Here is a 25,329-nt window from a genome sequence, read left to right on the forward strand (position 1 = left end):
ACTACTACTATTGTAGTTTTGTATCTCTTTGTTTTTTTAAATCTAAAATAGCCATTTTTAAAACTTGAAAAGCAACTTTAGCTGTTTGATCGTCGGGTTTAAAATTATTAGCTAACTGCTCCATGGGATGTATATAGTTTCTAAAATTTCTTAGTTCATGTGAAAATTTTTTAGTATCTTGAGATAGTAACTCAATACCGCCAGATACATCTATCATTTCTGATAGTTTCCAATCTTGAAAAGGTTTTACTTTGTCAGTTTTGTCTTTTGGCGATTGGCTATATGTATTAAATTGTTTTGGATTTTTTAGCATATAGCTCAATAAAAGACATTCTAAGACGCTTCCGCATAGTATAATTGCCGACATATATGCACCAATGTCCAAACATTTATCTATCTCCAGCATTCTATGCTCCAAGACCTTTTCCAAACCAAGGTCTAAAGATAAATCTTTAATATTGATATCGTCAAATTTTATCTTTAATAATTCGTCCCTTGAATCTATAGTATTTTTAATGCCAAGAAGCCTGTTTGTAATTTTTACGCATTCATTATAGATTTTTTCGTTAAATTTAATCTTTCCGCTATCAACATTAAATTTATAGCGTTCTAATAAACCTTTTAATACTCTTCCATTTACTGAGTCACTTTCAGTTTGCCAAAAGACTCTTAACTTTTTGGCTTTAGAGCCTCCGTAGATTTGATATTTTATATCATGTATGTCAATGCCGGTGATATTTTTTATAAATTCATAGAAAGTTTGATTACTAAAATCTAAGACATAGCCAGTATCCATTTCAAAAAGCGTTTCTAAATATCTTTTTTCAATATCTGTTAAACTAGACAAAATAAGTACCTTTGTTTTTAATATGGATATGGAAAGATACCTAAGGTAAAAATATTCATAGGTATCTAATTAAATTTTACTGACAACCTTCGCATTCGATTGAGCGGTCGGCTACGTCGTTTAGCTTTTCGCTGTCTGGTGACTCAGAGCGTAGATAATAAGTTGATTTTAGTCCAAGCTCCCATGCAAGCGTGTAAATTTCGCTTAGATATCCGCCGCTTGCTTTGTCTAAGCTCATGAAGATATTTAGACTTTGACCTTGATCGATCCATTTTTGACGGATAGCGCCTGCTTTTATCAAAATTCTCTGATCAAGCTCGTATGCTGGTGTGTAAAACTGCCAAGTGTCAGGGCTTAAATTTGGCACGACATTTGGGATCATACCGCTTAGGTTGTGCTCAAACCACTTACGTTTATAGACTGGCTCGATGGTCTGAGTAGTGCCAACAAGGATCGAGATCGAGCTAGTTGGGGCGATCGCCATTAGGTAGCCGTTTCTCATGCCGTCGCGCTTGACCTTCTCTCTTAGCTTGTCCCAGTCGCAGACATTTTCGTCAAATAGTCCGCCTTTGTCGTTTAAAAGGGCTTTTGCGTTCTCGTTTGCGGTGTCTATCGGCATGATGCCTTTGCTCCATTTTGAGCCTTCAAAATTTGGATATATGCCCTTTTCTACGGCTAAATTTGAGCTAGCGTAGATGGCGTTATAGCTTATATTTTCCATTATGCTGTCAATGAGCGCCAAATGCTCGTAACTGCCCCATTTTACGTTTTTCTCAGCTAGCATTTGCGCCTCACCCATGACGCCAAGGCCGATCGAGCGAGAGGCTAGGTTTGTGTGTTTTACCTTTTTGTGTGGGTAGAAATTTAGATCTATAACGTTATCAAGCATCCTAATAGCTATCGGCACGACACGCTCGATATCCTCTTTGCTGTTTATCTTGCTTAAATTTATACTCGCAAGGTTGCAAACTGCCGTTTTACCCTCGATGCTCTCTTTTTCTACGATAAAAATTTGCTTACCTTTTAGGCTATCAAGCGCGCTAAGCTTTTTGGCCTTTTTAGTTATGCCGCTATCGACCGTGACGTCTTCTTCTTCGTCAAATAGCTCCTCGCCGCCATCTTCATAAGTGATCTTGATCTTATAGTAGTTTGGCGCTGTGTTTTGAAAAATTTCGGTGCATAAATTTGAGCTTCTGATGATGCCCTCGTGGTCGTTTGGATTTGTTTTGTTGGCATTGTCTTTAAAGCACAAAAATGGCATGCCAGTTTCAAAATAGCTAGTTAAAATTTTCTTCCAAAGCTCTTTTGCAAGGATGGTATTTTTCTGGATATTTTCGTCGTTTTCATATTCCAAGTATCTCTTCTCAAACTCCTCGCCGTAAAGGTCGCAAAGATCACTTACTTGAGCTGGGTCAAAAAGACTCCAGCGGCCATTTTCTTTAACACGCTTCATAAATAGGTCGTTTATCCAAAGTGCAGGAAAAAGCTCGTGTGCACGGCGTCTCTCTTCGCCTGAATTTTTACGAAGATCGAGAAAATCGCTCACGTCCATATGCCAAGGCTCGATATAAACGGCTATCGCGCCCTTTCTAGTGCCTAGCTGATCGACCGCTACTGCGATGTCGTTTGTCACTTTTAAAAATGGTATGATACCGCCAGCTGCGTTCTTGTGTCCATCGATACTGCCGCCCATCGCACGCACCTTGCTCCAGTCCCAGCCGATACCACCGCCAAATTTTGAAAGAAGAGCCATCTCTTTGTAGCTATCAAAAATTCCTTCGATATTATCAGGCGTGCTACCTACATAACAGCTACTTAGCTGGTGGCGCGTAGTCCTTGCGTTTGAGAGCGTTGGCGTGGCTAGCATCACTTCAAATTTAGAGATAAGGTCGTAAAATTTCTTAGCCCAGCCTTGACTGTCTAGCTCGTTTTGCGCTAGAAACATCGCGATTGCCATAAACATATGCTGTGGTAGCTCTATTGGCATGCCATTCTTATCTTTGATGAGATAGCGGTCATAAAGCGTCTTGATACCAAGGTATGCAAACTGAAGGTCACGCTCGGGCTTGATATAAGCGTTTAGGTCCTCAAGATCGTACTTCTCTTTTAGCCCAGGGATGATGCGACCTACTTTTTCGCCCTTTACAAGATAATCTTTTAGGTGGTTGTAGCCATTAAAGCCGGTCACTTTATGATAAAGGTCGAACAAAAATAGCCTCGCAGCGACAAATGTCCAATTTGGGCGGTCGATGTCGATCTTGTCAACTGCTGTTTTTATAAGAGTCTGCTGAATTTCCTCAGTCGTTATCATATCTCTAAACTGGATTTTCGCGTCTACTTCAAGTTCACTAAGGCTTACATTGCTAAGGCCAAAAACGGCTTCATTTGTATATTTTTTGATCTTACTTATATCAAGCTCTTCGGTTCTGCCATTACGTTTTATAACTTTCAAAAATATCTCTCCATGTTAAATTTTAATTTGGGATTTTATCCAAAAGGAGATAAAAACTCTCTTTGTTAAAAAAGTGCTTTTAAATATAAAATTTGACTCAAAAAATAATATTTTATTTTTAAAAATTAAAAAATTTGATCTTATTTTAAAATGATTGTAAAAATTTTTGAAGTGATATTTTGAAGCAAGAAGCATAAATTTGCTTCTTGCATTTAAATTACTTGCCAAAGACTCTGGCGAAAATTCTATCTACATTTTTGGTGTAGTAGTTGTAGTCAAAGCACTCTTTGATCTCATCTTTGCTAAGGCTCTTAGTTAGGTCCTCGTCGTTTAGTAAATTTTGCAAAAACAGGCTGTGACCTTGCTCGTCGATCGCTTTTTTGCCCTCTTGCAAGTCTGCCCAGACCTTCATAGCGTTGCGTTGAACGATCTTATATGCGTCCTCTCTAGAGATTCCGCGCTGCGGCAGTTGTAAAAGTACGCGCTGTGAAAAGACTAGACCGCCTGTTAAATTTAAATTTTTCATCATATTTTCTGGATATACGACTAAATTTGCTATCAAATTTTTGATGCGAACCAGCATAAAATCAGCCGTGATAAACATATCTGGCAGGATAAATCTCTCAACCGAGCTGTGGCTAATGTCGCGCTCGTGCCAAAGGGCGACGTTTTCAAGTGCAGGCGTAACGTATGAGCGTAGCACCCTGCAAAGACCAGTGATGTTTTCGCTAAGGACTGGATTGCGCTTGTGTGGCATCGCGCTTGAGCCCTTTTGTCCTGGGCTAAAATACTCCTCTGCCTCATAAACCTCGGTCCTTTGGTAGTGCCTAATGGCAACTGCGATCTTCTCGCACGTAGAGGCTAGAACTGCGATGGCGCTCACCACATGTGCGTAGCGGTCACGCTGGATCACTTGGTTTGACGCTGGGGCAGCTTTGAGACCGAGCTCCTCACATGTTAGCTCTTCAAATTCCATCGGAGCGTGGGCTAAATTTCCCATAGCGCCTGAGAGTTTGCCGTAGCTGATCGTATCTTTTGCGTCTTTGATGAGCTTTAGCGCCCTTGCAATCTCATCGTACCAGATGGCAAGCACAAGGCCAAAAGTTATCGGCTCGCCGTGGATGCCGTGGCTTCTGCCGACCATGAGCGTGTGCTTGTGCTCGATCGCTCTGTTTTTGACCGCCTGCATAAATTCCTCTACGTCGCTGATGATGAGCTCTAGGCTCTCTTTCATCTGAAGTGCGACAGCTGTGTCGATGCAGTCGCTTGAGGTCATGCCATAATGCACAAACCTACTCTCCTCGCCAAGGCTCTCACTAACGCTTGTTAAAAACGCGATGACATCGTGCTTTGTCGTCTTTTCTATCTCATCGATACGAGCTACTTCAAAATTAGCGTTTTTGCAAATTTTCTCGCAGTCGCCGTCGCTTATGAAGCCAAGCTTATTCCAAGCTTTAACGGCAGCTTTTTCTACCTTGAGCCAAGCGTCATACTTTGCTTGCATGCTCCACTTATCAGCCATCTCTTTACGCGAGTATCTTTCGACCATTGTTGAACCTTTTTGTATTAGTTTTTCTTATCATAAAAGTAAATTTTAACCTTGAAAGCTAAAAACTACATCGTATAATTTTTATAAAATTTAAGTTTTGATTATATAAAATCCGGGCTGAAATATCGGTTATACACTTATAAATTTGAGCTTAAGATAGCTCGCTCATTTTTTAAAGGATTATTTTTGCCCTATGTAAATAAATTTATCGCTATTACAGATCATCAAAAAGCTTATGAAATTTTGCTGCAAAATGGCTTTAGTATGAGAGAAGCACAGCGCTTCATTGACAAGGGTAGACTGATATGTGGTGGCAATGTCGTGAGCGAGAAAAATGCCATATTGTGTGGAGAGGTCTTTTTGATCGACTATAAGGCGGAGCCAAAGGGACTTAAGCCGATCTTTGAGTGTGAAAGCTTTGCTGTATTTGACAAGCCAAGCGGCGTATTAAGCCACCCAAATGGTAGGCATTGCGAATACTCACTAAATGATGAAATTTACACGCTTTTTGGGCGAGAAGCGAGCGTGGCACATAGGCTGGACTTTGAAACAAGCGGCGTAATAGTCGTGGGAAAAGATAGAAATTCCACGATAAAACTAAAGAAATTTTTTGAAAACAGAGAGGTTTTTAAAAGCTACGTCGCTATGGTACAAGGCAAAATCGAACGAGAATTTACGATCAATGCAAAAATGGATCTAGCAAACAACTATGACGATGTAAAAATGCGGATGCAAATTTGTGAAAATGGCAAGAGTGCGGTGACTAAAATTTTGCCTATAAAGTATTTTGACGATATCGATACGACTTTGGTTCGGGCTATCCCACTCACTGGTAGACAGCATCAAATTCGCTTACATTTGTTTCATGTGAAACACAAGATACTTGGTGAACCACTTTATGGTTTACTATGTCCGCAGATCGAGAAAATTTTAGATAAAGAGATGAGCGAGCGTGAACGGATAAATTTAACTGGAGCAAAAAGGCTCTTACTCCACTCAGATGAAATTTCTTTTAAATTTGATGAAATTTTTTATAACATAAAAAGCAAATTTGACGCTGAAAGCGAATTTTATAGATTTGCAAAAGAAGGTTTACTTTAGTCTAAAATTTTTTAATAAATTTCTATTTCTCATAAACCCTTACCTACGTTTTGCCAAAGTTTATCACTTTTAGATACCACAATGATAATTTTATAGTTTATGCAATTAACACTCCATTTTATTTCTTTATGAGAGCTAGATTTTATCTTGATGTTAAGACTCAGAATTTATACCTATCTTTTTCATCTTTTAAAACTTTTAAAATAAGTCCTAATCCGAGTAAAACCACCACAGCAACAAAGACTATTTCGGCTATATCAAGTGCACTCATTTTAACTCACACTGGCTTTACTATTATCTTCAAGCGACTGTCTTTTTAAATTTTTATCACTGGCAATGGTTTTAAATTTTGTATTTTCATTGCGTTGTTTTAACTGTCCACAAGCTGCACTTATATCAAGTCCTTTACTCTGTCTAATCGTGCAAGTAACGCCATGATCTCTTAGATATTCTTGAAATTTTAGCATGCTGGTAAGCTCGGGTCGTCCAAATTCACTGCCTTCATGCGGGTTAAAATAGATCAAATTTACCTTTGCCTTGATACCATGCAGCAGTTTTACCAGCTTTTTTGCATCACTAACGCTGTCATTTAGATCTTTGATAACAAGGTATTCAAACATCACGCGTTTGCGCATATCGATAGGGAATCCCCTAACAGCATCCATAACAGCCTCGATATTATACGCCTTATTTATCGGCATCAGACGGCTTCTAAGCTCATTAGTAACAGCATGAAGCGATATGGCTAATAACACACCAATATCCATCTCGCCAAGCTTTTTTATCTGGCTGCCAAGTCCGCTAGTTGAAACGGTTTGACGACGCGGCGATATGGCTAGACCCTCGTTAAGTGCTAAAATTTTGATCGCTTTACTAACGTTAGCAAGATTATCAAGTGGCTCACCCATACCCATATAAACGACATTTATGCGTCTTTCATAAGGTATTTTATTTTCTCTTTTTATCCATAAAATTTGCCCTACGATCTCACCGGCAGTCAAATTTCTAACAAGTCCACCCTTTGCTGTTAGACAAAAAGCACATCCCATTTTACAGCCAACCTGCGAACTAACACAAACCGTATAACGAGCATGGCGACTGACCTTTCCATTCTCATCACTAATCTCCTCTTTCATCGGGAGTAAGACACTCTCTATCTTTAGCCCATCTTTTAGCTCAAAAAGATACTTGATCGAACCATCACTACTTTGCTCAAATTTTACACATTTTAAAGGATCGATATAAAATTTTTCAGCCAGATCTTGACGCATATCTTTAGGTAAATTTAGCATTTGGCTAAATTCGGTTGCATTTTTTTTATATATCCACTCGTAGATTTGTGTTGCTCTAAATGGTGGAGAAACTAACTCTTTTAGCTCATCAATACTAAGATCAAGCAAATTTATCACATATTTTCCTTTATATATTTTGTTAGAATTTTCTTGGCCTCTGCGTGATTTTTTATAAAATCAGCATGTGCATTTTTATCACAAAAATTTGTCGCTACAAAAATTCCATAAGCTGGAATTTTAAAAATTTGAGCTACTCTTAGAACAGAAAAAAACTCCATATTTTCTAAAAAATAGCCTTTTTCAAATATCTTATGAGCCAAATTTTTGTCTGTCGTTATGAAATTTGACGAATTTATTTTGATAGTTCCACGTGAAACGATAGAAGAAATTTCACACTCAATCGGTGAATAAGATCTATTTTCTACGCTAGAAATTTCAATATTTGCCCCAACTGAGCTTTCATAAATTTGTAAAATTTCACCATCTTTATAAAGACCTGCCGAGCCAACGAAAACTATTTTTTCTGGCATCTTATATAAATTTCGTTCAGGATTTTTTGACAAATTTTGACTTATATCTTTTAGCTCTGGATTTGATGAGTTTGCAAATTTAGCTTCGATCTTTGCAAAATAGTGCGGATCGATATTTTTTAAATTTATACCATTTTCATCCGCTCCAATACATGCTCGTTTCTGCAAAAATTTTGTCAAATTTATCGCCATATCAACTAGGCCCACACCCATTGGCAAAGCAAAGTCAAAAATTTCGTTTTTTCCAGCAGAGATAACTAACATTAGAGCCTAACCTCAACGCCATTTGCCTTGAGATACTCTTTTAGTTTTTTTATCTCGATTTCGCCAAAGTGAAATATCGAAGCAGCTAAACACGCATCAGCCCCGGCTTCAAAAGCATCTTTAAAATGCTCCATCTTACCAGCGCCACCACTTGCGATAGTTGGTATAGAAAGCATGCTAAATACCTTTGTTAGCTCAAGGTTAAAACCTTGTTTGACGCCATCGTTATCCATAGACGTTAGCAATATCTCCCCTGCTCCACGCGACTCAACCTCTTTTGCCCAAGCAAAGGCATCTTTTTTGGTATCGATCCTGCCACCATTTATAAAAACACTATAACCATTTTCGATCTTTTTGGTATCGATAGCAACGACGACACATTGTGAGCCAAATTTCTTAGCTGCCTCATCGATCAAATTTGGATCTTGTATAGCTGATGAATTTAAGCTTACTTTATCGCAACCGGCATTTAAAAGGCGAGAGATATCATCGATCGTGCGTATACCTCCGCCAACTGTTAGTGGGATAAAAAGCTTACTTGCGACCTTTTTTACGACATCAACTATCGTATCACGCCCAAGATGAGAGGCAGTGATATCCAAAAAGCAAAGCTCATCAGCGCCCTCGTCATTGTATCTTTTAGCTATCTCGACAGGATCTCCAGCATCAACAAGCCCTACGAAATTTACGCCTTTTACGACTCTGCCATCTTTTACATCAAGGCATGGGATTATGCGTTTTGCAAAATGATTCAAATCTGTCCTTTATCTATTTTTCTAGCCGCTACCTCAAAATATGGCAAATTAGACCAATTTTCTCGGTTACCAACTATATAAACAACCTCTTTTGCTCTTGTTAGTGCTACATTTAGTAGGTTTGGCGTACTAGCAGCCCATGCTCTAGCACCTTTTGTGGCACCGCCAAGAACAAAGATAACAACATCAGCTTCTTTACCTTGCATGGTGTGAATAGTACCAGCCCCTTTTAAATTTTTACAAACATCTTTAAAAGGTGTTATTATTTTAACACTATCTTTTAGCTTGGCTAGCTTACCATCTAAAAGCTCTTTAACGATCATACCTTCGGCTTTATTATAGTTACCTATCCATTCATCACTACTAACGTCAATCCACTCTGTTTTGATATTAGGATCACTAAGTTTACTTTCACTACTTCTGCCAAGTATCATCATATCATCATATGTTGTTTCGTTTGAAATTTTAAACATAGGGTTGGCGCACCTTCTATGAACGATAAGTGGCGAACCAACCCAAATGGACTTACCCTCTCCTTTTATATATGTACCAATATTTTGTACTTTATCGGCTCGAAGTTGAACTGATGATTTTAGTAGATTAAACTCATCCTTTGCATCGCAGTAGCGTAAAATAGCATTATTTAAAGCTGGTGGCAATGTTACAACAGGCTCAAGTTGAAGTGGATCGCCAACTACAACAGCCATGTTCGAACGAAGCAATGCACCTAATGCGTTAGTTAAATTTGCCTGCCCTGCTTCATCTATCAAAAGCAAGCCTATATCGCCATTTAAAAGGTCTTTAAAAGTGTTATTAAACGAGGCAAAAGTCGAGCTAACAACTGGCGTTAGTAAAAATAATCCTTTGATTATCTCACGCCTGTCTTTAGACTTAAGACCGTTTTTTTCAGCCATCTTTTCATCATTAAAGATAACGCTAACAGCACGCAAATTTGCCCTAACAGCCTCTTTGCAAGCAAAAATAGTAGCTTTATGCAGATTAAGCGCTTCTTTAAAAAGCTTGATTCTTGCCTTAAAAAGCTTCGTCTTGTGGGATTTCTCATCAAGATCACGTTCCATCATAAATGGCATACTCTTTTGTATTTCTTCATTACTCTGATTAAAACTACCATTTAAAAAGCTATCAAGCTCTTCGCTTCTACCAATTAATTTTTGACGTCTAATAAAGTCATCATTAAGCTTGTTTAGATGGTCTATCTTGGTGTTAAGTTCTAAAATTTTCTCTTCAAGCTGAGTTATTTGAGCTTTTAGTTCGTTTAATTTTACTTCACTCTTCTCTTTGTTTTCACTATTTTGCTTGCTTGCTTTCAAATTTTGCTCAGCTATTTGGCGATTTATCTCACTAACTTTTTGCGCTTCATTGTTATATTTTTCAAAAGCTTGTGTCCTTAAAATTTGCTGGAAAATAAAAAATGATGGCTTTGGAGGCGCACTGAGGTACTCTTGTAAAATTTCATTTTGACCAATAAGTTTTGTTAGCTCGTTAGCTTCAGCTGCCTTTTGCTCTAGCTCATTTTTGCTCAAATCTAGCTCATCTATTAGTGGTTTTAAAAGCTCGTCTATTTGCTTTGCTGAATTATAGTTATCAAGTCTTTTATCGATATTTATAAGCTCACTATTTATACTTTTTAGCTCCTCTTCTTTGATCCTGATCTCGCTAAAAAGTAGATTTACTTCATGTAGGGCTTGATTAAATTTCTCCTTTGCCTCGTCGTAATCATCAATTCCTTCGCCGGTAGCCAAGTATTTGCCAAGCCCCATTAAAAAGCCATCTTGTTCTATAAATTCTTTAAATTCTTTTGAAATATCTTCAAACTGACTATGCGTTTTTTCGATCTTTACGCCATTAATCGCATTAAAAACAAAATTTGACTTATTTTGCTTTGAGCCAAGAGGTATGCAAAAAAGCCCCCATGCAGGTTTTGAGATAAAAGATTTTTCTCCAAAATTTGTCTTTTCATCGGCCGAGAGAAGCCTTGTAGCTATAAATTTAAAATAATCAATCTCGCCTGCGTAACTACCGATGCTTTTTAGTTGGCTAAGCTCTTTACTTAAAATTTCAACCGCACCGTTATTGCAAGAGCTAACAACCATCTCATAGCCCTGGAGTTCTTTATTTAGAGTAAAATAAAGCACCTTATCGCTACTATCTCGAACTGGAGTAAAGATATCATGTCTGCTCATTTGCGCGAGTTTCATCGCTCTAAGCGTAACAACTTCAGCCATTACGTCTTTTAAAAGCGTTGTTTTACCAGTGCCTGGAGCGCCATTTACGCTATAAATTCCACCACTTTTTTCTTTAAATTTTTTAATGATGTTATTAACAGCAATTTGCTGTGAGAAATTTAAAGCAAAGTCGCTAGCAAAGGCCGATCTTGGATACTCTTCTGCTTTAAAAAAATCTCTAACAAGCCTTTTATTTTGCTCATCTCTTACATCAAGTCTTTCAAATTTATTCTCACTGCCCTCATCCAAAAACTGATCCGTTAGCTCGTGCGTCCTGCCTGACTCGTAAAATTTGATAAGCAAATTTATATCATCTATGAAAAAGCTATTTAAAAGGCTATCATTTTCTTTAAAATTTGGATTTATGATCTTTACTTCAAGCCTGATCACATCTTTGCAAAATGGCGTCTTTAGCGAGCTTTTTAGCTCCTCATGGACTGCTTTTACATAGTCGCTAAGCCTCATTTTCTCTTTGTGGATAGAAATTTTATCCTTGATGCGCTCACACTCTTTGCTAAAATCACTTTGGCTTATCTCTTTTAGATAATCTAGGCGAGCCATTGCCCAAGGAGCTGTTGAGATGAAAAGATCATCAGACGAGTTTGGTGTAAAAAATAGAGTTAAATCATCATCTAAATTTACATCTTTTAAAGCAAAACTTTGCTCATTTTTGCAAAATACCAAATCACCGGCAAGCTTAAATTTATAGCAAAATGCCTTATCAAAGCTCGTTTGCTCAGAGCGTAGCTCATCTAAAATTTGCTCTTTTTCAAATTTCACGTTTGCTAGCTTTGAGATAAAAAGGGCAAGTAGGTCAGTTTCAAAAATGCCACCATAAATTGAAATTTCTACACCATTCTTTAAAAGAGATCTATCAAACGCTCTTAAAATTTGCAGAAATTTCTCATCAAAATTTGTAATCTCAAGATCCATTGATTTTTTAAATTTGCTATTTGTCTTTTTTGGCTCATCTAAAGTTTTTGGCTCTAAATATTGTGATAATAAAAAGTATTTTAAGGTATTTGCCTTGCTCAAATTTATGCCCTATTTCGTTATTATTTAGTGATTATAATCCATTTTATATATGATTAAACTAAACTTGTAATCATTGTATAAGTAATTTTTGGCTAATATCGCGGCTATGATAAAGGCAAAAAAGCACTTTGGACAGAATTTTTTACAAGACAAAGCGACACTAGATAAGATCATCCAAGCGATACCCAATGACGTAGCAAACGTCGTTGAGATTGGGCCTGGCTTAGGTGATTTGACATTTAGACTTTTGCAAATTTACAAGACGACCTGTTTTGAGATAGATTGTGAGCTGTTTCAAATTTTAAAGGTCAAATTTGCAAATGAGATCCAAAATGGACAATTAAAACTTTTTTGTAAAGATGCTTTAGAGCAGTGGCAGCAAGAGGGCGGACTAAGTAGCGAAAACTACTTTTTGGTCGCAAATTTGCCCTATTACGTTGCTACGAAGATGATCCTAAATGCGATAGATGACGAAAAATGCCTTGGCCTTATTGTGATGATACAAAAAGAGGTTGCTCTTAAATTTAGTGCAAAGAGCAAGGATAAAGAATTTAGCGCTTTATCGATCCTTGCTTCACTTCAAGGCAGGTGTGAGCTTTTGTTTGACGTGGATGCAAAGCTTTTTAATCCACCCCCAAAGGTCACATCCTCAGTCATCAAGCTACAAAAAACAAAAAAGATTTTTGGCAAAGACGGGATTTTCAAAGATGCAAAACAATACGAGGCTTTTAAAGTATTTTTAAAAGCTGCGTTTGCTTCTCCAAGAAAGACGCTTTTGAAAAATTTATCTACAAATTTCGAGAAAAAAGCGTTAGAAGAAATTTTTGAGAGCCTAGCTTTAAACCAAAATTTACGTCCACACGAGCTAGATGTCGATTCTTATCTAAAAGTATTTAAAAGATTAAAGGAAGATAATGAACGACAAAAACGAAGAGAAAGTTGTAACTAACCAAAGCAAAAACAACAAAAGACGAAGATTTAGACCAAAAAATAAACCAAAACAAGAAGGCGAAACTACCGAGCAAGCTTCACTAGCAAGCAAAAGCGTAATAGATAACTTCTTTGCAGCAGAGCAGGCTGAGAATAAAGCGCATGCCAAGCCAAAGAGCCAAATTTCTCGCCCAAAAAAGCCAAGAAATAACAAAAATCAAAACAAAAACGGCGAAAATAATAAGCCAAAAGAGCAAAAACAAGAATCACAAGAAATAAAAGCCAAAACACAAGAACAAAAAGAAAAGCCAAAAAAGGCCAAAAAGCCAAAGAAAAATTTACCTGCAAAACTAAACGGCAATGAACAATGGCAGCAAGATATCGCAAGTGCAATGGTAGCAAACAAGGCCGTTCACGAGCTTCGTCTGGAGCCGATGAAGTATCTAAACTCAAGCGAACATAAAATTCGTATAACGCCACTTGGCGGTCTTGGTGAGATCGGCGGCAATATGACGATATTTGAGACCGAAACTAGCGCGATCATCGTTGATATCGGCATGAGCTTTCCAAGCGAGAGTATGCACGGCGTGGATATACTAATCCCTGACTTTGACTATGTTAGAAAAATAAAAGATAAGATAAAAGGCGTCATCATCACTCACGCGCACGAGGATCACATCGGCGCAGTGCCATATTTTTACAAAGAGTTTAAATTTCCGATTTACGCCACACCGCTTCCGCTTGGCATGATAAATAATAAATTTGAAGAGCACGGACTAAAGCAAGAGCGCTCACTCTTTCGCTCAGTCGAAAAGAGAAAACCATATCTTATAGGCGACTTTGAAGTCGAGTGGATACACATCACCCACTCTATCATCGATGCTAGCGCGCTAGCCATCACGACAAAGGCAGGCACCATCATCCATACGGGCGACTTTAAGATCGACCATACGCCGATCGACGGCTACCCAACTGATCTTGGCAGACTTGCATACTACGGCGAAAGAGGTGTATTGTGTCTAATGAGCGATAGCACAAATAGCTACCGAGAGGGCTTTACAAAAAGCGAAAGTAGTGTTGGCAAGACCTTTGACGCGATATTCTCAAAGGCCAAAGGTCGCGTCATTATGAGCACATTTAGTTCAAACATCCACCGCGTCTATCAAGCGATCGAGTGGGGACTAAAATATAACCGCAAAGTCTGTGTCATCGGCAGATCAATGGAGAGAAATTTATATACTGCAATGGAGCTTGGCTATATCAAACTTGATAAGAAAATTTTTATCGACGCTAACGAGGTTGGTAAATTCAAAGATGATGAGGTGTTAATCGTAACAACAGGGAGCCAAGGTGAGACCATGAGTGCGCTATACCGAATGGCTACCGATGAGCACAAATATATAAAAATAAAACCAACAGATCAGATCATCATCAGTTCAAAGGCGATCCCTGGTAATGAAAGCAGTATCTCAACTGTATTAAATTTCCTAATAAAATCAGGCGCGAGCGTCGCTTACCAGGACTTTAGCGAGATCCACGTCAGCGGTCACGCAGCACAAGAAGAGCAAAAGCTGATGCTACGTCTTATAAAACCAAAATTTTTCTTACCAGTTCACGGCGAGTACAATCACATCGCAAAACACAAAGAGACGGCTATAAGCTGCGGCGTAGATGAGAGAAATATCTATCTGATGAGCGATGGCGATCAAATGGAGCTTTGCCAAAAGTACTTAAAGCGTGTAAAAACCGTAAAAACCGGCAAAGTTTTCATAGACAATCAAATAAATAAACAAATTTCAGATGATGTCGTCATCGATAGGCAAAACTTAGCTGAAGCAGGGGTCGTCATGATAATCGCTCAAATTTCACGCCACGGTGCAAAACTCATCAATAAGCCTCGCGTCATTAGCTACGGCCTTGTGGGAGATAAGCAAGATGGCGAGTTTAGAAAAGAGATGGAGGGCGTGTTGGAGCAATACCTAAGCAACGTTAAAGAGGAGCTTTTGAAAGACAGCAGGATGCTCGAGGGGCAGGTGCGTCAGGTCATCCGAAAACACATCTTTAGAAAAGTCAAAAAATACCCGACTATCGTGCCTATTATCTATCTAATGTAAGGGAAATTTATGCAGACAATGAACCAAATCGCGGCCGAAGTTTTAAAGATAGAAGCAAACGAGCTTTTAAGGCATGCTAAAAATTTAGCCATAGAAGATGCTGTAAATTTGATATTTAATACAAAGGGCAAGGTCATAGTCACAGGCGTTGGCAAGAGTGGTCATGTGGGCGCAAAGATCGCTGCCACACTTGCAAGTACTGGCACGCCAAGCTTTTTCTTACACCCAACAGAGGCTATGCACGGCGACCTTGGCATGATAGAAAAAGATGATGTTTTGTTAGCCATTAGCTTTAGTGGCGAAAGCGATGAGCTTATCAAAATTTTACCTCACGTAAAGCGCTTTGGCGTAAAGATCGTCGCCATGGCAAGAAGTAAAACAAGCTCACTTGGTAAATTTAGCGATGCATTTATTAGCATAGATGTAGAGAAAGAGGCCTGCCCACTAAATGCTGCTCCAACAGCATCAACTACGCTAACGTTAGCTCTTGGCGATGCGCTAGCTGTTTGTTTGATGAAAAAGCGAGACTTTAAAAAAGAGGACTTTGCAAATTTTCATCCAGGTGGTAGCCTTGGCAAGAGGCTATTTTTAAAGGTCAAAGATGTGATGAGAAGCGAAAATTTACCGATAGTTCGTTGGAATGCGAGCCTAAAAAAAGCAATCGATACGATGACGCATGGCAAACTTGGCACGGTCCTAATCGTCGATAAAGATGGTGTGTTAGATGCTATTTTAAGCGACGGCGATCTTAGACGTGCACTTATGAGGGAAGACTTTGACCTAGACGAGCCAGCAATGAAATTTGCAACCTTACATCCAAAAGAGATAAACAACAAGGAAATGTTAGCCGTGGATGCGTTAGCCCTCATAGAAAAATATAAAATTCAGCTTCTAGCCGTCGTAGAAAACAGCGTGCCTGTAGGTGTTTTACACATCCATGACCTTGCAAATTTAGGACTATAAAAATGGAAAAAACAAGACTTAATAAATTTATCTCACACAACACAAACTACTCACGCCGTGAGGCAGATGAGCTGATAAAAGCTGGCAAGGTTAGTATAGCAGGGCGTGTGGTTAGCGATCTTGCGACAAGTGTGGACGAAGATGATAAAGTTCGTATAAATGGCCGTTTGATAAAGCTAAAGAAGGAATTTACTGTTATCGTTTATCACAAACAAAAGGGCGAGCTAGTTAGCAAGAAAGATGACCGCGGACGAAAGACGATCTATGATACGTTAGATAAGAAATTTGCTAAATTTGTTAGTGTGGGGCGCTTAGACTACGCGAGCGAAGGACTACTTTTGCTAACTGACGCCCCAGCGATCGCCACAGCTCTCATGAATAGCGACTTAGAGCGCGAATACTATCTAAAAGTAAAAGGCGAAGTAACGAAAGAGGTTATTGAGGCAATGACAAATGGCTTCTTTGCCAAGGATGCTACCAAAGGCGCGCACGCAAAAACTACTATAAAATCAATGGAGTTTAAGCCTTTTCTAGCCTACAAAGTCTTTGGCTCAAGCGGCGGCTATACAAAACTAAAGGTCATCATCAACGAGGGTCAAAACAGAGAGCTTCGCCGTTTCTTTGGATACTTTGACCTTGAAGTAATGGATCTAAAAAGGGTTAGTTTTGGACGTGTTAGCCTTGATATGCTAAAGCCTGGCAAATGGCGCTACTTTGAAAACAGCGAATACGAAGATCTAAGAGACTTTTTAAAAGTTAATAACGTTAGATACTAATATTAGGCTTGTTTCTCTAACAAAGAGGCAAGCCAAACCACAATAACTACGAATTTGCAAAATGGAGAAAAAATGAAAAAGGCTGTTCTTTTATCTGTGATATTGCTAACCACTGGCTTTTGCGAGGATCTTTTTGAGCTTAGACTTGAAGCACAATAAAGGTGACTTATGATAAAGCAACTAAGCAATAGCAAAATGCTTATGATAGTTGAAATATTGATTGTTGCTTTAATTTAGGAGTTATATATGAAAATAAACAAGGATTAAGACAAAATATCGCACCGAAAAAGAATATTTTGGTAAAGCTTGCGAATTAGGGCTTCAACCAGGGTGTGACGTTTATAAAAAGTTAAACGAAAAAGGCCTTTAATACTAAAAATAATCCAACAGGGTTCTAGCAAATTTAGAGCTCTAATAAATTTATATCTTATTTTCTGAAAGTAGGATGTTTATATATGGATTTAGTAGCGTCTCACCACGTGCTGCGTATAACAAGACCTCTTTAAAGTAGTTGTCGTTTATGCCATATGTGTGAAACTCATATGCCCCTATGCCGTATCCCATCGGCGTTATATCAACCCTTGAGTACCACGCATTTTGCGCTAGGATGTAGCGATTTGTATCTCTTGAATAGACATATAGCTTGATCTTTTCCTTATCTTTTTCAGCCATATACCAGATGAAAGAATTTGTGATGTCGTTAAAAAAGTAGATGTCGCCATTTGGCATGATGGCTTGGGCTGTGTCGTTGTTATCAGCAATAAGCGTCCTACTCTCATAACATATAAATTTATTTGGCGTAAGTTGCTCGATCGGCTCAGATTTGCCATTATTTAAAACTAAAATTTTATCGTCGCTTATATCAGCATTATAGGCAAGTACAGCTAGAACTAGAGCTAACAAACACAAAGAAAAAATTTGCTTTATCAAAATAAAAATCCTCTTAGCAAATAATATTTTAGGACATAAAGCGAGCATATCAGCACGCAAACACCTAGCCAGATCGATGAAAATTTGAGCTTGTGTGAGTAGTTTGTCTTTGTGATCATCTCAACAAGATATGGCATAAGGCCGTAAAATACACCGAGAAACAAACTGCCCCAGATGAGGTAGCCAACATAAAAATAATCACCTTTTAGCATGCAGTATGGGCATTTGTGGTTTGGCTGCTCGTAAACATAAAGGCCAAAAAAGTAGGTGATGGCGTAGTAGCTAAGCACTAAAAATAACAAATTTGCCACAAAGCTCGCCATACTTTGCTTTAAAAAATTTAGCACCAAAATGACAAAAAATAGCACGAAAAATACGCTCACTAAACCAAAATTTGTATAGCCAAATGGTAGCTTTGGAGCTTGAAAAGTAACAGAACAGCAAAAGACTGGCACCTTTAGTGGGATATTGTAAAAAAACGAAATTTCTATACCAAGCTCGAGCAATATCATCACAAAAAGGCAGATAAAAATGGCGTATTTTTTCTTTAGATAAGGGAAATTTAGAGCCTGCAAGTCAAGCTTATTTATAACCAGCCAAATACCAAGTCCAAAGATCAGCAAAATTTTAGTGAGCATCAATATGCCACCAAATTTATTTGAGCCAATCACGCCAGCTGAACACATGGCACCAGGCACAATGTCAGAGAGTTCATTTAGGCAAAGTGCAAAAAATATAAACAATACGATCTTGATACAGACACAAAAAAGCAAGATAGTATTTACAAGATAGTTTTGCTTTTCAAGCGAGTATTGAAGCGATGTTAGTGCGTTGTAGTCCCACGACCTCACTATCCTAACGACGTAAAAGAGCGAAATACTCATCAAAACTAAAAGCACAAACTCCGCTAACAAAAAGGCAATAACGGCGTTTGATAAAAAGACACTCATACTATCTCTCCATTTTGTAAGCTGACAACTCTATCTGTTGCACTTAGCTCATCAAAAATGCTATCGTGAGTAGCGACAATGACACTCTTTTTTAGAGTTTTAAAAGACTCTAGTAAGCCCAAAAATGCACGTGCATTTTGTCTGTCTAAATTTGCCGTTGGCTCATCAGCCAAGATGATGTTAGCATCCATAGATAAAGCTCTAGCTACCGCGCATCTTTGACGCTCGCCACCACTTAAATTTGATACGTTCTCATCTTTTTTATGAGCAATATTTGCGAGGCTTAGAGCCTTTTTTATCATCTCATCTCGCACATTTGCCTTAAAATTTGTTAGAGCAAATGGAGCTAATAAATTTTCATATACACTTAGCCCCTCGATGAGGTTAAAATTTTGAAAGATAAGCCCAAGCCTTTTGTGTCTAAGCTCAGAGCAAAAGACATCAGGCAGCTTTGCGATGTTAGTGCCATCTATCAAAATTTCTCCACTAGTTGGCTTTTGAAGTAGGGCGATAAGAGAAAGTAGAGTGCTTTTACCGCTTCCACTAATGCCTTTTAGTATCACTAGCTCGCCGTCATTAATATCTAAATTTATATTTTTTAAAGCACAAAACTCATTTTGTTTGTTTTGGTTATAAACCAGGCTAACACCTCTTATATTTATCATTTTAGCCCCTCATTTATGTCACTACTCGCTACTCTCCATGAAGGTATGAGTACAAACGCCAAAAATGGTATTACGCCAAAAACAAAGATCAAAAAGAGCTTATCAAACTCTAAAATAGGTGTGAAATTTGTAAAATTTAAAAGCTCATCACCTAAAAATATCCCTTTTAGAAGTGGAGCGTTTAATACAAAAACAAAGAGATAAGCCAGTATAACACCGAGTAAAAAAGCACTAACGCTCACGATGAAATTTTGTATAAATTTTAAAAATATAATATCTTTTATACAAAAACCAATGCTCCTTAAAATAGCTATTTCACGCTTTTTACTACCATATGCGAGTGAAATTTGGTTTTTAAGCAAGACAAAGAATATAAGCATAACGCTAACGTAAATGCTCATGAAAATTCCACCCTTATAATAGTAAAGGTGCCTAACCTTAGCCACCTCATCTTCTATACTAAGGGCGAAAGAATTTGGATATAAATTCTCTATTTTTAAAGCTACTTCACTGATCTCATCAGTATTTGGCACTTCAACGTAGAGCTTCGTATACTCTTCATCTTTTAAATTTAAGATAGCCCTTAGCGTATTTGGATGCAAAAATATAGCGTTATTTGAGATTAAACCACTTTGTGTCGGCATAGTCTTTAATATCTTTACTGGTATCATGCGCTCTTCAGTCAAAAAATTAAAGCTCTCATCGTAGTAAAGCTCATTCATCGCCGCCTTTACACCTTCTCCGACGATCATCTCATCCTCTTTTAAGCTATCATCTTCATATAGATGAAACCAAACACGCTTTTGAACGAAGTAGTACTCTCCATCAACCACGCCCCTTACATCACTTACGCCATCGATCTTTGAGATGTCGTAGATATAGCCAGGGTGCATGAGATCATTTTTGCCAGCACGAAATGCACTCACTACGATACTTGATCTATCTTTTACTAAATTTATAAGATCATGTTGGATCGATCCAGAGATGAAAAGTACCGAGCTTAGCACAAAGATAATAAGTGCAAAGAGGCAAAAGCTAAAAAGGTGATCCTTCATATCTTTAAAAAGCAGAACCACAGCATAGTTTATAAAATTTTTACCTATCATAGACAAAGCCTTTTTGCCCCTTTTGGTTAAAACTAAAAGCAGCATTTGCTCTTGTTATCTTAGAAATTTCTCTTAGCTCATCTTGCTTTGATTTGTGGTCAAAGCTAAGGTAGTGCGCCGCCAAAAGCGTATAAGAGAGTCCAAAAAATAACGCCAAAAAAACTAGAAATTTCACACTATTTACCGATAAAATTCTTTATCTCGTCAAATCTTATGACACCTTTGCCGGCATGATCTTTTAAAAAGCTCTCTGCCTTTGCTTCATCTTTAAATGGGATAAACTCATCGCCCATTGGTCCGTAAACGTTTGAGCCGTGAACATAAAACGCATCTTTTGCATCAAGCTTTTCTAGCGTGTAATAATCACTCACATAAGCATCTTTCATTTTGCCATCCGCAAAGTAAAATTGTGCCATATCTTTTACACCATCAAAATAATAATCCTTGCCATCTGCTTTGATGAGTGTCGCCCATGGAGAATTTTTGACAAGCATGCCGCATACCGCACATCTTGCGCCCTTTGGCACGACTATTCTCTCAGGTTTTTTTATTTCTTGTTTAGCTTTTGAGGCTTGGTTGCTAGCGCCTAAATTTGCCGGAGCATCCCATAGGTACAAAGCAGCAGCTTGTAGGTGTTTATCATACTCTGGGGCTTTGCTAGCTTCTTTTGCGTCGCATACTTTTTTGAGATGAGCTTTTAGCTCAGAGATAGCCTTAAAGCTTTTTGGATCAGTTTTGTCGCAGTTTGCTTCATAAAATTCTTTACCATGTGCATAAACACCATCTTCACGCTTAGCTTTTATCATTTTATTATCACCCTCGAAATCCTGTCCAGCGATCTCGTAAGCTTTAGCAAAATTCATTATCTCGCCACCATTTTCTGCTTGAAATTCTTTTGCGTCAGCCTCGGTTGAGAAGGCGTATTTGCTATTTCTAGTCATTGTGCCTTTGACGCTACTACCAACTACGTAAAAGGCTTTATTTACATCGATCAAATTTAAATTTTTAGTATCAACAACCTGCGCATCACTTGGGATCTTACCTTCTGTTAGCTCGTATAAGCAGTGGAGTGATGCTACTTGCTTGCCATTGTAGACGTGATTGGTCTTATAAAATTTAACCAAATTCATTCCACAAACGGCGCAGTACTCCTTGCCCTCGCCATTTCCTACTAGTGTAGCCTTGCTAGGATCCACGCTTTGAAACATCGGTTTCATTTTGACGGTTTGCTCATTTGCCGAGGCACCAAAAATCAAGGTCGCTAACAGTGCTGAACCCAAGATAGAACGTAAAATCATATTATCTCCTTTAGTATTTTTTATTTTTATATTTATAAGCTTTAAATGCCACTAGGCTAGCTTTATCAAGCATCAATGCTTTCCTAAAATTTCTAAATTCTCGCACGCTTCTTTTAAGCCATTTTTGCAGCTTCTAGTAAAAATTTCACGTGCTTTCTCCGCGTCTTCTTTCACACCTTTGCCCTCTGCTAGCATGATAGCGTAATTATTGCAGCCCTTTTCATATCCATATATACACGCTTGCTCATAAAGTTTTGTGGCTTTTGTGAGGTTTTGATCAACGCCTTGGCCATAAACATATAAAAAGCCAAGGTTGTCACACCCTATGCCAGCTTCGTTTGCGCAAGCCATTTCGTAGTTTACTTTGGCTTTTGCATAGTCTTTCTCGACACCTTCACCTTGCGCGTACAAATAGCCAAGATTACTACATCCTATGCCGTCCCCTGCCATGCAAGCCTTTTCGTAAAGCTCTTTTGCCTTTTTAAGATCCTTTGTCACGCCGGTGCCATTTGCATAAAGCAAGCCAAGCTCCGTGCAACCCTCATTATCCTTACAAGCCTTTTCATAAAATTTAACTGCTTTTTCTAGGTCTTTCTCCACACCTTTGCCTTTTTCATAGGCGTAGCCAAGATTACTGCAAGCCATAGAGAAATTTTGATCACAAGCTTTTTCATAAAGCATTGCTGCCTTTGCTTCGTCCTTTTTGACATTGCCATCACCTCTGCTGTAAAGTACAGCTAGGTTATAGCAGCCTGATGCCTTTTTCTCTTTGTCACAAGCATCTTCATAAATTTGTGCTAGCTTGTTGTGATCGTCTTTTGCACTTAAAGCCTCTTTGATATAGCCAGCATTTAATAGTCCCAAACAAGCAAACAATAAAACTAAACCCTTTTTCATCATATCTCCTAAATCTCTTTTATATCCTTACCTCTATAAGCAAAGGCGATTAGCAAAGCCAAGAGCATTAAAAGCAAATAAAGCAAATTTGAAACGCTAAATCCATCACCATTTGCGTATGAGTGAAGTCCGCTTAGATAGAAATTTACACCAAAATAGGTAAAAATAACTGAACCAAAAGAGAGCACGCTAGCTACTAAAAAGGTAAAAATATTTTTTAATCTTGGGATAAATCTTAAATGAAGCGCAATAGCATAAATAATTATCGTAATGTACGACCAGCTCTCTTTGCTATCCCAGCCCCAGTATCTACCCCAGCTCTCGTTTGCCCAGACACCGCCAAGGAAATTTCCAATAGTTAGCAAGCTAAGTCCTATGATGAGGCTTAGCTCATTAGTTGCGGTGAGGTATCTTATCTGCTCGCTAAGCTTTTGCTCGTTTTTTTGATTTTTTATAGCCATTAAAAGAAGCCCAAGAAGCCCAAGCACAAAGCTAAAGCCTAAAAAGCCGTAGCTTGCCGTGATGACACTTACATGCACACTAAGCCAAAATGACTTTAAAACTGGAACTAGATTTGTTATTTGTGGATTTATAAAATTTAGATGAGCTACAAGCAAGCTCACACTTGCAAAAAGTGAAGCAGCTCCAAGAGCAAAGCTTTGATGTTTAAAAAATAAAACTCCAGCTAATACACTTGCAAGCGAGATATACACTAAGCTCTCATAGGCATCACTCCAAGGTGCATGCCCTGAGATATAAGCACGAAGAGCTAAATTTAACAAATGCACCGCAAAGCCAAAATAAAATGCAAGGCTAAGCGCTTTTTCAAATCTAAATTTCTTTCCAGAAAATAGCCTATAAAAGCCAAGAGCGAGCGAAACTAATCCAAGGATCATGTAAAAATATATAAGAAATTTAAAAATTTCCATTTGGTTATAAAGCACTTCAAGCTCCACCTTTGCCTCGCTTGGCGCAAGAGAGCCTAGAATGCTTCTTTGATAGCTTGAAATTTTCTCCAAGCTCTTATCAGCTTCTTTGCACTCACCACTTTTTACGCAAAGGCTTAAATTTTCTATATAAGCGCCCAAAATGCTTTTAAGCTCGTTTGAAATTTCACTTGAGCTAAAGGCTTCATTTACGCCTAGCCACGTGAGCTTATCACCATTTTTAGCTGGGATAAATTTAAGCATCTCGCCCTTTAGCGCAAGATATAAGACATTTAATCTCTCGTCAAATTTTATAACGTCGTTGTCAAATTTATCTCTTTTTGAGGCGGATTTTTCATTTGCAGCTTCTACAAATTTAGCCAGCTTATACTCGCCATTTTCGTTAAAGACATCGTTAAAACTAGCAAATTTTTCATTAACTCCCAAAAGCTCGCCCACACGCTCACTTGTGATCTTTACCATCCTTTTATCCATCCACTCTTTTGGCGAGATAGCAAAAGAGAGCATTAGCTCCTCGCTACTAAGCCCAAATAGCGTAGTTTTGGTTGAAATTTTACTTATCACAGCTCTTGAGTAAGAGCCAGCTGGAGCGATTCTGTTATCAGCTTGAGTTAAAATTTTGGCAAATTTGCTTGCATGAGCGTCTAAATTTTTATTATTTTCATTGGCAAAATTTGGAGTAGCATTTAAAAGCAAAATAGCCAAAAATACGATTTGCGAACCTTTTATAAAATTTAGCAGCCTAAAAAATCGGCTCTTTTTACTAAATAAATTTGCCACAAAGCCAAGACAAAGCAAGAAATATCCGATATAAGTTGGGATTTTGCCAGGATCACGGCTGATCTCAAAAGCGCTTCCAAGCTCATCAGGATCGTATGAAGACTGAAAAATTTTATAGCCATCAATCGTTAGTGGACTATTTAGCGAGATGTCGTACTTGCCGCCAGCGATACTTACTTTGCTTGTATAAGATGATGGACTATTTAGCCCCGCATATCGCTCTAAAATAAACTCGTCAAGCTTTAATGAAAATGGCAAAATTAAAGCCTTTGAGCTAAAGTAAAATTTCACCTCTTGCCCACCAAAACTTAGCACACTAGGCTCCAGCTCATATCCAGCTCCACCTTTTAGCTTAACGCTCTTTTTTTCGCCGTTAAAACTTATCTCTAAACTAAGCGTAGCAGGAGCGTTTTTCTCATCTTTTTTATATCCAAGCAAGTTAATTATAAATTCCTTGCCATCTATAAAATTTTTAAACTCAAAGTCGTTTTTACCAAATAAGCTTAATTTTAATGGATAACTAAAATTTTCTCCAAGCATTTCGACTCTAAGATAAGGCTTGACGCTTTGCATTACATTTGAGCTTTGCAAGGTTCTAAGATGCATAACGCCCTCTTCGCCAAAATACCTTGTAAGCGTAGCCCCGATGAAAATAACGATAAAAGCAAGATGTATCAAAAATGCGCCAAATTTTTTATACATCTTGGTTTTTACGATACTAATGGCTAAACAAATGGTGCAAGCAAACATAACACACTCGTACCAAAGCGCTTCATAAACAAGCACTCTGGCTGTTTGTGTGTCATAAAAATTTTCTAAAAAAGTCGCAAGCCCTGCACCAAAAGCAAGAATAAATAATAATATCAAAGACAAGCGGTAGATATTTAAAATTCTCATCGCTC

The 25,329-nt window shown here is 38.2% G+C and carries 20 protein-coding genes; 5 read left to right on the forward strand and 15 right to left on the reverse strand.

Annotated elements, in window-relative coordinates; all coding sequences use genetic code 11:
- Positions 1-7 precede the first annotated feature (7 nt).
- The 3 genes from CVS93_RS06595 to purB form a co-directional block, all read right to left on the reverse strand.
- Positions 8-847: a hypothetical protein gene (locus CVS93_RS06595; protein WP_107687037.1), complete on the reverse strand. Its 840-nt coding sequence runs from the start codon at positions 845-847 to the stop codon at positions 8-10.
- Between the two features lie 76 nt (positions 848-923).
- Positions 924-3,299, reverse strand: a complete 2,376-nt coding sequence (locus CVS93_RS06600; RefSeq protein ID WP_107687038.1) for a ribonucleoside-diphosphate reductase subunit alpha — start codon at positions 3,297-3,299, stop codon at positions 924-926.
- 217 nt (positions 3,300-3,516) lie between these two features.
- The gene (purB, locus tag CVS93_RS06605) at positions 3,517-4,848 is read right to left on the reverse strand and encodes an adenylosuccinate lyase (protein WP_107687039.1); all 1,332 of its coding nucleotides are present in this window, start codon (positions 4,846-4,848) and stop codon (positions 3,517-3,519) included.
- A gap of 186 nt (positions 4,849-5,034) precedes the next feature.
- Between purB and CVS93_RS06610 the strand changes: the two genes are divergently transcribed.
- On the forward strand, positions 5,035-5,949 hold the full coding sequence (locus CVS93_RS06610; protein WP_107687040.1) for a pseudouridine synthase family protein: 915 nt from the start codon (positions 5,035-5,037) through the stop codon (positions 5,947-5,949).
- Between the two features lie 272 nt (positions 5,950-6,221).
- On the opposite strand, the gene rlmN is transcribed toward CVS93_RS06610, so the two are convergent.
- The 4 genes from rlmN to CVS93_RS06630 are packed head-to-tail and all read right to left on the reverse strand — an operon-like array spanning position 6,222 to position 12,071.
- Positions 6,222-7,358: a 23S rRNA (adenine(2503)-C(2))-methyltransferase RlmN gene (gene rlmN, locus CVS93_RS06615; RefSeq protein ID WP_103625241.1), complete on the reverse strand. Its 1,137-nt coding sequence runs from the start codon at positions 7,356-7,358 to the stop codon at positions 6,222-6,224.
- Complete coding sequence (locus CVS93_RS06620; protein WP_103640268.1) at positions 7,355-8,035, reverse strand: purine-nucleoside phosphorylase; 681 nt, start codon at positions 8,033-8,035, stop codon at positions 7,355-7,357. The genes rlmN and CVS93_RS06620 overlap by 4 nt, the downstream gene beginning before the upstream one ends.
- Entirely contained in the window at positions 8,035-8,790 is a 756-nt protein-coding gene (gene hisF / locus CVS93_RS06625; protein WP_107687041.1) for an imidazole glycerol phosphate synthase subunit HisF, read from the reverse strand. The genes CVS93_RS06620 and hisF overlap by 1 nt, the downstream gene beginning before the upstream one ends.
- Positions 8,787-12,071, reverse strand: coding sequence for a DEAD/DEAH box helicase (locus tag CVS93_RS06630; RefSeq protein WP_107687042.1), 3,285 nt, complete (start codon positions 12,069-12,071; stop codon positions 8,787-8,789). Before CVS93_RS06630 ends, hisF begins: the two co-directional genes overlap by 4 nt.
- A gap of 106 nt (positions 12,072-12,177) precedes the next feature.
- Here CVS93_RS06630 and rsmA point away from each other — a divergent pair, with 106 nt between their 5' ends.
- From rsmA to CVS93_RS06650, 4 genes are read left to right on the forward strand one after another with little or no spacing between them, the layout of a single operon-like run.
- Entirely contained in the window at positions 12,178-13,020 is an 843-nt protein-coding gene (gene rsmA, locus CVS93_RS06635) for a 16S rRNA (adenine(1518)-N(6)/adenine(1519)-N(6))-dimethyltransferase RsmA (protein ID WP_107687106.1), read from the forward strand.
- The gene (locus CVS93_RS06640; RefSeq protein WP_199907245.1) at positions 12,986-15,115 is read left to right on the forward strand and encodes an RNase J family beta-CASP ribonuclease; all 2,130 of its coding nucleotides are present in this window, start codon (positions 12,986-12,988) and stop codon (positions 15,113-15,115) included. Before rsmA ends, CVS93_RS06640 begins: the two co-directional genes overlap by 35 nt.
- A gap of 9 nt (positions 15,116-15,124) precedes the next feature.
- A complete protein-coding gene (locus CVS93_RS06645; protein WP_107687043.1) occupies positions 15,125-16,078 on the forward strand; it encodes a KpsF/GutQ family sugar-phosphate isomerase in 954 nt (317 codons plus the stop codon).
- 2 nt (positions 16,079-16,080) lie between these two features.
- The gene (locus tag CVS93_RS06650) at positions 16,081-16,854 is read left to right on the forward strand and encodes a pseudouridine synthase (RefSeq protein ID WP_009295179.1); all 774 of its coding nucleotides are present in this window, start codon (positions 16,081-16,083) and stop codon (positions 16,852-16,854) included.
- A 420-nt stretch (positions 16,855-17,274) separates the two neighbouring features.
- Here CVS93_RS06650 and CVS93_RS06660 read toward each other — a convergent pair whose 3' ends face one another.
- From CVS93_RS06660 to ccsA, 8 genes are all read right to left on the reverse strand, one after another.
- Positions 17,275-17,784 carry a hypothetical protein gene (locus CVS93_RS06660; RefSeq protein WP_107687044.1) on the reverse strand — a complete coding sequence of 170 codons (510 nt, stop codon included), beginning with the start codon at positions 17,782-17,784 and terminating at the stop codon, positions 17,275-17,277.
- Positions 17,781-18,734, reverse strand: a complete 954-nt coding sequence (locus tag CVS93_RS06665) for a hypothetical protein (protein WP_107687045.1) — start codon at positions 18,732-18,734, stop codon at positions 17,781-17,783. The genes CVS93_RS06660 and CVS93_RS06665 overlap by 4 nt, the downstream gene beginning before the upstream one ends.
- Positions 18,731-19,399, reverse strand: a complete 669-nt coding sequence (locus CVS93_RS06670) for an ABC transporter ATP-binding protein (RefSeq protein WP_107687046.1) — start codon at positions 19,397-19,399, stop codon at positions 18,731-18,733. Before CVS93_RS06670 ends, CVS93_RS06665 begins: the two co-directional genes overlap by 4 nt.
- The gene (locus tag CVS93_RS06675) at positions 19,396-20,505 is read right to left on the reverse strand and encodes an ABC transporter permease (RefSeq protein WP_107687047.1); all 1,110 of its coding nucleotides are present in this window, start codon (positions 20,503-20,505) and stop codon (positions 19,396-19,398) included. The genes CVS93_RS06670 and CVS93_RS06675 overlap by 4 nt, the downstream gene beginning before the upstream one ends.
- On the reverse strand, positions 20,495-20,680 hold the full coding sequence (locus CVS93_RS06680; RefSeq protein WP_085658400.1) for a hypothetical protein: 186 nt from the start codon (positions 20,678-20,680) through the stop codon (positions 20,495-20,497). Before CVS93_RS06680 ends, CVS93_RS06675 begins: the two co-directional genes overlap by 11 nt.
- A gap of 1 nt (position 20,681) precedes the next feature.
- The gene (locus CVS93_RS06685; protein WP_107687048.1) at positions 20,682-21,803 is read right to left on the reverse strand and encodes a nitrous oxide reductase accessory protein NosL; all 1,122 of its coding nucleotides are present in this window, start codon (positions 21,801-21,803) and stop codon (positions 20,682-20,684) included.
- Positions 21,804-21,875: 72 nt separating this feature from the next.
- Positions 21,876-22,700, reverse strand: a complete 825-nt coding sequence (locus CVS93_RS06690; RefSeq protein WP_107687049.1) for a tetratricopeptide repeat protein — start codon at positions 22,698-22,700, stop codon at positions 21,876-21,878.
- 8 nt (positions 22,701-22,708) lie between these two features.
- Complete coding sequence (ccsA, locus tag CVS93_RS06695; RefSeq protein WP_107687050.1) at positions 22,709-25,324, reverse strand: cytochrome c biogenesis protein; 2,616 nt, start codon at positions 25,322-25,324, stop codon at positions 22,709-22,711.
- Positions 25,325-25,329 lie beyond the last annotated feature (5 nt).

The organism is Campylobacter concisus (genome assembly GCF_003048535.1).
Lineage (GTDB): Bacteria > Campylobacterota > Campylobacteria > Campylobacterales > Campylobacteraceae > Campylobacter_A > Campylobacter_A concisus_S.